Source organism: Herpetosiphon sp. (assembly GCF_003512625.1).
In the GTDB taxonomy this organism is placed as follows: Bacteria; Chloroflexota; Chloroflexia; order Chloroflexales; family Herpetosiphonaceae; genus Herpetosiphon; species Herpetosiphon aurantiacus.
Genome location: NZ_DOPT01000105.1, coordinates 45,604 through 57,875, shown reverse-complemented (window position 1 = coordinate 57,875; position 12,272 = coordinate 45,604). Strand labels below are relative to the sequence as shown.

Below are 12,272 nucleotides of genomic sequence, written 5' to 3'. Positions count from 1 at the left end.
ACGCTGGCGGTTGTTAATGCTATAAACCACTACAGCTATAGGCTTTGGGATTGGAGGATCATTTCAACTTTCATACCATGTTCCGATAACCAATCGTCGATAACCCATAGGTATTTGAATTAACGCAAATGTTCATCCCGCATCACGCATCCTTTTTTCCTGCTTTACATTTGGCTTAAGCTTGGTTATAGTATTAGCACAAACGTTTTACTTGGAGAATAGAATGAGCACAACTGCGAAGGCAATATTTAGCATTTTAGAATGGGATGAAAAATCGTTTCATGAGCAAGCAGGCGAAGGCAAAATGACTCGTGCCCATGTGCGCTATCGCTATGAAGGCGATTTAGCTGGCGAAAGCACGGTTGAATATTTAATGGCTTACCCTGAAGTTGGCGATGCCAGTTATGTTGGCCTACAGCGTTTTGTTGGCACGCTGGCGGGTAAAACTGGTAGTTTTGTGTTGCAACATATCGGCACTGCCAATCAGGTCGATGTTTTTGATCAGATTGAGGTTGTAGCTGGCTCAGCTACCGGCGAATTAGCAGGTTTGCGCGGCCATGGCAAACTGGCGATCAGCGGCCATGCCGAGGGTTATCCATTTGCAATTGAATATGAATTTGTTTAATTACTTGCAACCTTGCTGAACCACGCTGCGTACTGTGTTCCAGAAGGATTGATATTCAATCAAAAGCAGTGCCTTGCATAGTTCTTTTGGCAAGGCGAAAGGAACATAAGGTCATGGATTGTGCAGCATGTGGCCGTCACAACGAAACAGCAGCGGTATTTTGTGTCTATTGTGGTATTCGGCTTGAAACCGCCAATCAGCGCAAGCCAGTTCAGCCAGCCCTCGGCAAGACAATAGATTTACGCCGTGAGTCTGGGCCTGCTGTGCAATCAATTCCGGTTACGCCCAAGCTTGAGCCAGTTGTGCCACCAATGCCTGTCGCCCAGCCAATCGTCCAGCGAGAACGCTCAGGCAAATCGTCAAATGATGGGTTGGTCGTGCTTGGCTTGCTTGTGCTCGGCTTGCTTATGTTTAGCAATGTTGCAATTGAAAGTTGGCAGCTGATTATGATGGGCTTTGGGGTGCTTGTATCGCGCCAATCACACCAAGCAGCAGTGTGGCTAATTGGGATTCCAATTCTGGCAATCACTAATTGGTGGTGGGGCATCGTACTACTCGTTATTTTCAGCAATCATAAATCGCATGGTTGTGGGATGAAACATTCCTACAAACATTAATCAACGAGAACCCTGCGGTATCAACCAAGCGCTCTGCCTGCGGGCAGGGCGCTTGTTTTTAATTTGGCGGCGATCTATACTCACTAGGTTTGTTAGCAACTTAGAGGAGTGAACAATGGCCCAATATCTGTATGGCGATCGCATCGCTGCCCAAGGCCGCTTGATGCTTGGTTGCTCGGCAACCCTCTTCGATGCGACGCGCAGCAAGCTTTTATTGACCCGCCGCACCGATAACGGACGCTGGTGTTTGCCTGGCGGAGCGGTCGATGCTGGCGAATCGGTTAGCGAGGCCTGCGTTCGCGAGGTGTTTGAGGAAACTGGGCTGACGGTGCAAGTTGTGCGCTTGCTGGGAGTCTATAGCAACCCACATCGCATGGTGCGCTACGCCGATGGCAATCAATATCATGTGATTAGCATGAATTTTGAGGTGAGCTTGATTAGCGGCGAACTTGGGCTAAGCAACGAAACCACCGAAGTGGGATATTTCAGCCAAGCCGAAATTGATACTATGGATCTGATTGATCCGCACCGTGAGCGCATGCCAGCGATTTGGAGCAACGATCCAATTCCAACAATTGCTTAAATGAAATGGCCCCGCAGCCTAGGATAAAGCTATGGGGCCATTGTTAACCATGCAGGTTATTAGCCAACTTGTTTATGTAAACCTTCGCCTAATTCTTCAATAAATTTGCGATTGAAGGCCGGAATATCTTGGGGATTGCGGCTAGTCACCAGGCCATTATCGACCACGACTTCGCGATCAACCCACTCGGCTCCAGCATTTTTCAGGTCGTTTTGCAAGGTTGGGTACGATGTGAGCATGCGGCCTTTGGCGATTCCAGCATCGATCAGCGTCCATGGGCCATGGCAAATGGCGGCAATTGGCTTGCCAGCTTCAGCCATGGCTCGTACAAAATTCAAAACGCTGGTTTCGCGCCGCAGTTTATCGGGGTTCATCACGCCACCAGGCAACAACAACCCATCATAATCAGCAGGGTTGACTTGTTCAAGCGTGTAATCGACAGCAACCTCGCTGCCCCAATCTTGCTCTTTCCAGCCGCGAATCGTGCCAGCCTTGAGCGAAATGACATGGGTTTTGGCTCCGGCTTGCTCTAAGGCCGCTTTGGGTTCTTCAAGCTCGCTCTGCTCAAAGCCATCAGTTGCAATAATCGCTACCCGTTTACCATTTAAATGCTGACTCATCCGTTGCATACCTCCTGTTACACCACTATTCTATGCCTAGGTTAAGGCAAGAATCAGGCCACAGAAGCTATGCTACGCCTCAATCAACCGTGATCAAGGCGCATAGTTGGTTATTTATCGGGCGCTGCTGGCACGCTACTTGGTGGTTGCGAACGGAAAAAGCGCGAGGCGGCAATCAATACGTTGGGCGTAAATAAGCTCGCAGCTGAGCCGATCATATGAATCGCGCCAACCATCGCGTTGGTAGCAGCGCGATTGCCTGCCGCTGCTAAATTCACTTTATCGCTATACCATTGCAGCACGCGAATTGGCAAAATTGGGCGATAGGTCGGCGTATCAGCCAGCCGTGAATCCTCGCTTATGGTGGTGAGCCAGCCCGATTTGTTGCGGCGAGCCAAGGCTTTTTGGAAGATCAAGGCCCAGGGGGCGCTGCCAATGCCCTCGCGTTGCAGATGCTTGGCTAAAACCTGAACGCTCATGGCAGTATTGGTAATGCCTTGGCCATAAATTGGATTCAAGGCACACACGCTGTCGGCAATGGCAATCAGGCCAGCGGGCATTACTGGTAGTCGTTCGTAATGAACCCAACGATTTTCGGTTTTGGCATAACCATACACTTGGCTGGCAGGCGTAAATTTTTGGGTAATTTCAGCAATCAATGGTGTGCGCATCCGTGCCAACCAAGCTTCAAACTCGGCGCTATCGGTTGGTGGGCGTTGGCTGCCAACTCCGCCAATTGTCAAGAGCCATTGATCGTTTTCAACTTTAAGGAAGGTCGCGCCATGGCGAATATGCGGCGGCATCGGCATCACAAAGATCGCTGGCCAGCCTTGCCAATCGGCTGGCGCAGTGTACATTCTGGTGGCATAGCCCACATCCGATTTGTAAATGGTCTCTTTGACGCGCCCAAATTGATGCTGTTCCAGCCATTCGGGCAGCTTGGATGGACGGCCTGCTGCATCGACAACCAAGTTGGCGTTGAGTTCATGCTGCTCACCAGTATCACGATTGCGCAGCTTGACCCCGACAACTTGCCGCCCGTGAAAGAGCAAATCCGTCACTTCTTGGCGCGTTTGAATTTCAATATTGGGAATTTGGCGAATCCGCCCAAGAATCGCTGCATCGAACAAGGGGCGGGTGGCGATGATGCTGCGATAATCCGAGGGTCGTGGTTCGGCCCAACCCGCTGCAAATAAATAGCGACAATCGTTCATCAGATCCAGCTCGTTGCCGCCAAGCGCCTTCATATCTTCGCGCAATTTGGGGAACAGTTTTTCTAATTCGAGTAAGCCGCGCATCAGTAGTAAGTGTAATTGACGACCTTGCGGCACGCCCGCGCGAAATTGCACCCCATCGGGCAGTGTATCGCGCTCCAAAATCGTCACTTTGGTATACACCTCGCTCAACACACGGGCGCTCAATAATCCACCGATGCTGGACCCGATCACAATCGCATGGTCTCGTCTCATAGCACACCTCCCAAATCTGAAATGTACTCCTGCCTATTCTAGTAGTATAGCAGGGCTTGATTCAGTTGCCTATGCTATACGTTGACCTGCAAGGGCAAGTTTGGCACTGCATCGGAATATTTAGGCCGAATTTTGCTCAGCAGCACGGGAATAAATACCCGTGGATGAAACAATGCATTCGGATTGCCGATCATATGAATTGTTTTGATAAACTCGCTAAACACCACGTTGCTATTCAAGCTGGCCTGATTAATTTGATCAAAATAGGGTGCAATCAGCTTGCTGAAAAATGGGCGTTTGAACGATGAATCGTAACGCGAATCCTCGCCGCTCGCCATTTCCCAAGGAAATTGATTGTTCTTGGCTAAGGCTTGTTGGAAACGCTGGCCCCATGCTGCCGAGCCACGATCTTGCTCTTTTAAATGGGTACCAAGCAAGATTGCCCCCAAGGTGGCGGTGCTAATACCTTGCCCATACACCGGATTAAAGGCACAAACGGCATCGCCTAAGGCAATTACTCCGGCTGGCAGTTGCATACGATCGTAGTGGCGTTGGCGATTTTCGGTACGCCCATAGCCACTGGTTGGGCTAAGCGGCTGCGATTTACTCAATAAATCGGCCAAAATTGGCGATGGCAATTCGCGCAGCCATTGCATAAAACCGTCTTCATCGGTTGGTGGTTTGGCATGATTGACCCCGCCGCCAGTCACAATCCAGCGATTGCCCTCAACTTCGAGCAAAATCGCACCTTTGGGAATGGTCGGTGGCTGTTGCATCACAAACAGGCCTTTCCATTCGTTCCAACCTTCGGGTTTGGCATAGAGCCGCGACGTATAGCCAAGTTTGGCATCAAGCACGGTTTCGCTTACCTTGCCACAACCAAGCTCGACCAACCATTCCGCCAATTTGGAATTACGCCCGCTGGTATCGACAACCAGATCAGCATGCAAGCTCTGTTCGCTACCATCTTGGCGATTGCGCACCTGCACCCCTTGAATATGACGGCTATTGCCAATCAGATTCAGGGCATCGTGTTGGGCTAAAAACTGAATCTTGGGGTTTTGCAATAAGCGCCGCCGAATTGCCCAATCAAATAAAGGGCGAGTTGCCGAGAGCGTTTTCAAATCGGTTGGCTGAGGCACTGTCCAGCCATTTTTGAGGTAATAGCGACAATCGTTGATCATATCGACGGCTTGCGCCCCAAGATCTTGCAGTTCTTGGTTGATGCCTGGAAAGAGCGTTTCCAGCTCGCGTGCACCGCGAATGAGCAGCAAATGCACATGGCGACCTTGCGGCACACCCGCCCGAAAATCGCCAGCCTCGGGCAAGCTATCGCGTTCAAGCACACTAACTCGGCCATAATGGTGGCTCAGCATGTGGGCGGTAATCAGGCCACTAATACTGGCTCCAATCACAATTGCATGATCTTGCAGCATGGTTAAGCTCCTTGGCTAGCGCTGAGAATGCTAGGGATCGAGGGCGTTGGGTTGGGAGTTGCTGATCGCAAGCGACCTTTGATAACATTCCAGATCATCGCTGGGTGCAGTAAACCACTGGGATTACCAGTCATATGCACAATCGGCGTGAAGCGGTTGAGCACAACTGGATTACTGCTTGATGCTAGGTTAATTTGGTCGAAGTAGTTGCGTAGCAGGGTTGCGCCAAACGAACGCTTAACGCTGGTGTTATAGCGGGCATCTTCGCCCACCGCAATGCTCCAAGGGAATTGATTGCTTTTAGCGAGTGCTTGTTGGAAGCGCTGACCCCACGCTGCTGAAGCCCGATCTTGTTCTTTTAAATGCTGGCTCAGCAAGATCGCGCCCAAGGTGGCATTGCTAATGCCTTGCCCATAAATTGGATTAAAGGCACAAACGGCATCACCCAATGCCACTACTCCCGCAGGCAAGCTAATTCGCTCATAGTGGCGTTGGCGATTCTCGGTGCGGCCAAAGCCCACCAATGGGCTAATTGGCTGAGCCTTACTCAATAATTCATACAAAATTGGCGAGCGCAATTGGTTGAGCCAATTCAGCCATTCGCTCTCATCAAGTGGTGGCTTGGCCTCGTTGAATCCACCACAGGTCACCATCCAGCGATTACCCTCGATCTCAGTTAAAATCGCGCCGCGTGGATTAACCAACGGTCGCTGGCGCACAAATAAGCCCTTCCATTCATTCCAGCCTTCGGGCTTGGCATAGAGCCGCGAGCAATAGCCTACATTCGAGGCAATCACAGTTTCGGGCACTGCTTGGCAACCCAGCGCTTGCAGCCATTGATCAAGCTTGGATGAACGCCCGCTGCAATCAACCAAGAGTTCAGCTAAAAATTGTTGCTCAACCCCAGTATCACGGCGCTTGGTGTTGATGCCCCGCACATGGCGCAAATCCCCAACCAAGCCAAGCACATCAGTTTGGGTTTCGATCCGAATCTTGGGGTTTTGGCGCAAGCGCTGTAACAGCACCCAATCGTAGAGCGGGCGGCTAGCCGAAATTGTGCGATGGGTTGATTGATGCGGTTTGGCCCAGCCACCAGCCATCAAATAGCGATAATCATTCATCAAATCGACCGACTGTGCGCCGTGAGCCACGAGTTCCTGCCCAATGCCAGGAAAGAGCGTTTCAAGCTCACGCGCTCCGCGCATCAACAACAGATGTAGGTGGCGAGCTTGCGGCAAACCAGATCGAACCTCAATCGAGTCGGGCAAACTATCACGTTCGATAATCGTTACTTGAGCAAAATAGTGGCTGAGGATCTGCGCGGTTGCTAAACCGCTAATGCTTGCGCCGATAACCAGCGCATGATCGTGGCCCATCGTAGCTCCTTCCATACCAAATGGAATTCAACTCACACAACAATTGTGGCTACTAACGTTTGATTCTCTAGCAAACGTAGCAGATTGAAGCATGCTGCTGTGGTTGATGGAGCAATTGATGGGTAGAGTGTGTGGGTGCTTTTGACTCCATGCAGCAGCCAAAAATTTGATTGCTGCATCTTAGCATAATTCAGGTTTTTTGCTAGCGTGGTTGCCAAAATGGGCGATTGGGCCAGCGCTGTTCTTGGGCATAGATCTGCTGGCGCAGTTGGCGATAGGCTTGCCAAGCCTGCTCTAGCTGGTGGCCATAGCCATGCAGCGCAGCCACTGAGCCTTGGTTGGCAGCGATTAAAGATTGGGCGGCATCGCGAGCGCTAGTTAATCCAACCGTAATCCCATGCGCCGCCAGCGGATCATAGCTCATGGCCGCGTCACCGATCGCCAACCAACCATTGCCATAGCAGCGATCCAAACGGCTGCTGCTGGCATCGACCCAATACGGTTGGGCACAAAGCTGATGTTGATCGAGCCATTGTTTGGCCCAGGTGCTACGCTTGAGCGCTTGCCACCAACCCTCGGCCAGAGCAAGCTTTTGGCGTTGGGCAGCGGTTGGTTGACCAATAAAAATTGTTGCCATTTGGGATTGCGGCACTCGCGCCACATACCACCAACCATCAGCCACCGCCTCAACCAAACTCCGCTGATCAGGCCATGGTTGGGCTTGTGGCTCCAGCATCGCCACCAAACCAAGCTGTTTGGGTCCATCAATCTGGGTTTGTGCGCCCAATCGCCGTGCTAGCCAACGTGCTCGGCCAGTGGATTCAATCAGCCAGCGCGTTTGAAATAATTGCTCTCCAACGCCAATAATCCAGCGCTCAGGCTGGCGTTCGAGGTAGCCGATTGACACTGAACTGAACGTTACGCCCAATTCAAGGCAGCGCTGGCGGAGCTGCTGCTCAAAGTGAGGTCGATTGAGATGCCAGCCATGACCATAGGGCGTTGCCAAAAAATCATGATGATAGATCGCATCTGATCCCCAAGCTGCTAGATTGCCCGGGCAAATCGAATGCTCCCGATCAAGATCGAGCCCAAGCTCGTGCACCAACGGACGAGCGGCAGGCGCTAAACTTTCGCCAAAGCGCTGTGGCCGCACAGGCGGGCGTTCGAGCACAAGCACCTGCCACCCATGCCGTGCGAGATGCACGGCACAGGCGCAGCCAGCAATTCCGCCGCCAACGATCAAACAATCAATCGTTATTGGCTTCGGCGGCATTTTTGCGTCCTCGCTTGAGGCGTTGTTGCGGCCAATTGAGGTCGCTATCAACTAGATCAGTTTCTGGCTCGGCGGCTAGGCTACGGGTTAATTGGGGAGCCTCGGATTCAACGTGTCGGCCTGTTTCAACCCAAAGCGTTTGCGGGAAGCTAGCGCTATGTTCAGGCCCAGTTTGGGCGATGATAATGCCCACGGTATCCCATTCGTTGGTAAATTTAGTAATTGCTGGCACGGTTGGAATGTGGCCTGGTGGAATGCTCTCGGTGTAGACCATGCCGCGCAGCCACTTGCGGCGGGCCGTCGGCGCGAAGGCTTGGGCACGCTCTTCAGGCGTAGCATCAGGGTTCATAATAATCTGGTAGCTCTCTTGGCTAAGCACATCGTTGGGCACACGAGCGGGCCAAAAAGTTGGCAGATAGGTTCCGGCATAGCCCATATAGGCCGAGAGACAGCTTGAGGTATCGGTTTGCCAAGGCACGGCCATCCAACGGGTGATCGCGCCCGCATCGCTGGCATACAACATCCCATCGGGTGCTAAGGCGGTAGCCGCATCGAGCGTATCGCCCCAATCTGGCTCAGGGCTAGTACGACGTTTGAGCCGAAATGGTGCTGCATACATCGAGGTATGGCGTAGCGGCCAAGTGAATTCGCAGCCCGGGTGAAACGGCCCGCCCAAGGTTGCATCAAGCGCCGCCCGCGTTAGGTTGTAGGCCTGTTCAGCAGGATCAAGCTGCGCCCACGGCCTGACCACGGGCAAACCATCGGCAATAAAATCGCCATTGGCCCATTGCTCTAGCCAACGATATTGGCTGGGCAAAATTGCTTGCCACTCTTGGGGATCGGTGGTTTTGGTGTTGAGCGTAATCGCATCGCCATAAAACAATGGCAAGCCTTCGGGATCGATATAGGGATTGCTGGGATTGCGCATTTGAGCCAAAACCGCTTGGCGCAATGGTTCGCTCGCAGCACTAGGATCGCCCAAACGAGCGATCAACTCAGGATTATTGAAATCGCTGGGGCTGCCCCAACCAAAACTCCGCGCAAAGCCAGCATTAACCCATTGCAATTGGCTAAAACGTGAGAGCAACGGGTAAATTTCGCTGCTAAAACGGGGCTTAGCTGGCGCAAGCGTCGGATCAAGCTGCATCGCCACTTCAAACAGCAAATCGTAGCCTGTCATAATCGAATTTGTGCCTGGCGCATAATCAGGCGGCGCAACAATCACCCACGCATGAGTCGCCTGCAAAACACGTCCATCACTCAATTTGACCACGGCCTCAATCGGGCCATCGGCAGTATCATCATGCCAATCATCGTTATCGGCAAAGGTGGTTAAGGGCTTGCCATGGGCCGAAGCTGAGTGACCACGCCCGCCCAGCACAATCAAATTGCCCTGTTCGTCGGTGCGCAATTCGCCCAAATAAACGTGCTTACCAAAGAATGTGCCCTGATCAAAGGCATAGATCGCCTCTTGGCCCTGAGGGTTAACATTCAAACCACAAATGCTGCGTGTGCCACCATCGATCGTCAATTGATCGCGCTCGGTTACATCGGCATTGCGGCGCTTGCTAACAATTTTGCCATCAGCAGAGGCCGGAATATCCAGCGCTTGGATAAATTCATACCACGCGGCTTTTTGATTGGCGAGCTGCGCTGTCCAGACAATTTCTTGCAGATCAGGATTGGTTTGGTTTAACTCGCAAATCACCTCACCAGCGGCATTCAAGCCATAAACTCGAAACCGCGCCGCTTGGCGTTTGATCGCGCCACTAGGATCGCGAAACAAATCGGGGTCAACTTGGGGCGCACCCAGCACTTCGGGGCCATAAAAAAATTCATTTGGGCTATTTCCGACGCGGGCAAAGCCAACCGGAGGATAAATTGCGACGCTGACAATCTCAGCACCAGCCATAATCATATCTCCTTGTAAACCTTTTAATTAATATTTAGATGTACTGGTTTATTGCAGTAACAAACACCATTGTTTCCCCACCCCTAGCAATCTTCTTTCAGGGGTCGGTTATTAACCATCAAGGATCACCACCCTTCCGTCCCGCCTCTAGGCGGGAAACGCAGGGTGCTTTAATCCCCCTGCACCCCCTAAAGTTCATGAAATGGTGGGCAACCATCCACCGATAAACCATGGATTCCATGGTTTGCAGCAGAAACCCCTTATGCGCTAGGTTAAATCGTGACGAGGTTGACGTGGCTCCACAATCGGAATGCCATTGCGTTGGCGACGCAACTCCGCCGAAGCTTGATAGACCACTTTGCGAGCTTCACTGATGCTGCCAACTGGAGCGTGTTCGGGCAGCGCGTGCCAAGGATTGAAGGCCAGATTTTCGACGTAGGCGGCTTGGCCAGGTGCATCAATATCTTGTTGGGGCAGAGTTAGGGTTGCCACATGCAGCGGCGGCGCTAGCTCGCTTGACCATTCGACGGTTGCTGCATCCAACGGCATCAGTTTAGGGTTGGTGCGCAGTTGAATGCTAAAGTGCAAATCAATTGGGCCGGCCAACAAGCGACTACGCAGATCATCGTGCAAAAAGTTGGGGTTGAGCTGTGGGTTGCCGGGTGGCTGTGGATTGAGTGCTTCAAGCGCTAAGCGATATTTGACGTAACGGCCTTGGCCAAATGCATAGGGCAAGCCGCTCCAATAGACTGCATCGAAGACACTAGCCAGATTTTGCTGCATGAGATCGAGAATTTTGCGGGTTTTGGGGTGTTTGGCGAGATATGCATCATAGCCATCACCCACCAAGCCTTCGTAGGTAAATTCGCACATATCCTTGGCGGTATCGACAAAAAAGACTGGATAATTTTGCAAGACCAAATCGTGAGTTAATGCAGCTTCTTCACCAGTTAATAACTTACGACCATGTACGCCAAACAGCTTGATACCTACCCCCAAGGTTGTGCCAAGGTCGCTGGCAAACGGCACGGTATCGCTGGAAAAGCGCAGCCAAGCCGCCAGCTGATCGTAGGCCAACAAGCCAACCCGTAGCTCAGCTGGCAAATGGGGGCGAACCCACCACGTGGCTTTGGCCCCACCGTGCGGCTTAAGAAACACCGCCCGTCGAACCGGATCTTGTCCGGCGTTAATCCGCGTGCCCATAGTTTTGTTGACAAAGAGCTGGCGTAATTGGGTGATAGGATCAGCACATGGACAATCGTGAGCATGATCTGAACTCATACAAGCTCCTCAGTGCAGCGTGATCGATGAGGGCAGCCAATCGCCTAGCAATTGGCTGCTTAGTTAATTAACGTAGGAAGGGCTGGTTAATTAGACTATTTGGGCACTCAAGTTGAGGAATTTGTTGAAACTTATTGTCGTAGAGGCTGCGGCGGAGCTGTTCGCCCAAGTTGGCATAGCTAATTTGAGGATTTTCGCTGAGAATATTTTTCAAAAAGAAGGTCATGGCACCATGGTAGGTTCCGCCAAAATTGGCATCGGCGGCAACTTGCTCGGCCTTGCAGGCTGAAATCAAAATGGTGTTTTCGTGCTGTGGACGTTGACCAAAACTCTGTTTTTGCAGCGAACTGACCAACTCGCCTGCAAACTTGGCAATTTCGCTGGGGTCGGCGCTCCGTTGTTGCAGATCAAGAATTTGTTGCGCTACGTTATCGACCTGTTGTTGTTGATAGGCCTGTTTCTTGGCACGAATTTCATCGTAAACCACTTTGGCGGGAGTTAAGGTGCGATACCGAATATCGGAAAAAGGGTCTTTGCTGATCGTGCCCGAATGACAGCAATCCATCAACAAAATGAGCCGCGTTGTGCCCAAAAAACCTTGGTACAGTTCAGCTAAATGGTCATCGCTCAGCAAGCCAGCGCTAGGATAATCAATTGGCGCAAGGCATTCATCAGCACCATCGGGTTCATCGCCATTTTGATCAGGGTGTTGCACCCCATGGCCAGCATAGTGAAAAATTCGAATTTCGGGTTGACCATCGTTAAGTGGTTCGGCGAGCCAGCCCAAATTATCAATAATCGCTTGGCGCGTAGCAGCAGCATCGGTAACCAAACGCAGTTGATCATCGGCAGCAGCGTGTTGGGTTCTGAATAACTCACGAACTGCAGTTACATCGTTGACACAGCCCTTGAGTGGCCGCTCGCTATAACTATTGATTCCCACAAATAAGCCACGAATACCCATAGTGCAAACTCCTCAGCGCTAATTTTCTTGGGATGATTGCAGCGTGGCTCTACAGTAGTAGAGCGTTTAGGCCATGTCAAGCCTAGATTAGGTTAATACCTTTGAACGATGTTAGA

General features: G+C 51.7%; 11 protein-coding genes. 3 read left to right on the top strand and 8 right to left on the bottom strand.

Translation table 11 applies throughout. From position 1 onward, the window contains the following. Positions 1-223 precede the first annotated feature (223 nt). From DEF47_RS24150 to DEF47_RS24140, 3 genes are all read left to right on the top strand, one after another. A complete protein-coding gene (locus tag DEF47_RS24150) occupies positions 224-625 on the top strand; it encodes a DUF3224 domain-containing protein (protein ID WP_012188391.1) in 402 nt (133 codons plus the stop codon). Between the two features lie 113 nt (positions 626-738). Beyond that, complete coding sequence (locus DEF47_RS24145; protein WP_012188390.1) at positions 739-1,242, top strand: hypothetical protein; 504 nt, start codon at positions 739-741, stop codon at positions 1,240-1,242. A 115-nt stretch (positions 1,243-1,357) separates the two neighbouring features. Then, positions 1,358-1,825 carry an NUDIX domain-containing protein gene (locus DEF47_RS24140; RefSeq protein ID WP_012188389.1) on the top strand — a complete coding sequence of 156 codons (468 nt, stop codon included), beginning with the start codon at positions 1,358-1,360 and terminating at the stop codon, positions 1,823-1,825. A 59-nt stretch (positions 1,826-1,884) separates the two neighbouring features. Here DEF47_RS24140 and DEF47_RS24135 read toward each other — a convergent pair whose 3' ends face one another. The 8 genes from DEF47_RS24135 to DEF47_RS24100 form a co-directional block, all read right to left on the bottom strand. Continuing rightward, a complete protein-coding gene (locus tag DEF47_RS24135) occupies positions 1,885-2,445 on the bottom strand; it encodes a type 1 glutamine amidotransferase domain-containing protein (RefSeq protein WP_012188388.1) in 561 nt (186 codons plus the stop codon). A gap of 110 nt (positions 2,446-2,555) precedes the next feature. Further along, on the bottom strand, positions 2,556-3,914 hold the full coding sequence (locus DEF47_RS24130) for an NAD(P)/FAD-dependent oxidoreductase (RefSeq protein WP_012188387.1): 1,359 nt from the start codon (positions 3,912-3,914) through the stop codon (positions 2,556-2,558). 74 nt (positions 3,915-3,988) lie between these two features. Next, positions 3,989-5,350, bottom strand: a complete 1,362-nt coding sequence (locus DEF47_RS24125) for an FAD-dependent oxidoreductase (RefSeq protein WP_012188386.1) — start codon at positions 5,348-5,350, stop codon at positions 3,989-3,991. Positions 5,351-5,352: 2 nt separating this feature from the next. After that, on the bottom strand, positions 5,353-6,726 hold the full coding sequence (locus DEF47_RS24120; protein ID WP_012188385.1) for an FAD-dependent oxidoreductase: 1,374 nt from the start codon (positions 6,724-6,726) through the stop codon (positions 5,353-5,355). 202 nt (positions 6,727-6,928) lie between these two features. Continuing rightward, positions 6,929-7,999, bottom strand: a complete 1,071-nt coding sequence (locus DEF47_RS24115; protein WP_012188384.1) for an FAD-dependent oxidoreductase — start codon at positions 7,997-7,999, stop codon at positions 6,929-6,931. Beyond that, positions 7,974-9,911 (bottom strand): LodA/GoxA family CTQ-dependent oxidase, encoded by a 1,938-nt coding sequence (locus tag DEF47_RS24110; RefSeq protein ID WP_012188383.1) that lies wholly within the window; start codon positions 9,909-9,911, stop codon positions 7,974-7,976. Before DEF47_RS24110 ends, DEF47_RS24115 begins: the two co-directional genes overlap by 26 nt. Positions 9,912-10,178: 267 nt before the next feature. Then, positions 10,179-11,192: a catalase family protein gene (locus DEF47_RS24105; protein WP_012188382.1), complete on the bottom strand. Its 1,014-nt coding sequence runs from the start codon at positions 11,190-11,192 to the stop codon at positions 10,179-10,181. A gap of 67 nt (positions 11,193-11,259) precedes the next feature. Then, positions 11,260-12,156: a caspase family protein gene (locus tag DEF47_RS24100; protein ID WP_012188381.1), complete on the bottom strand. Its 897-nt coding sequence runs from the start codon at positions 12,154-12,156 to the stop codon at positions 11,260-11,262. Positions 12,157-12,272 lie beyond the last annotated feature (116 nt).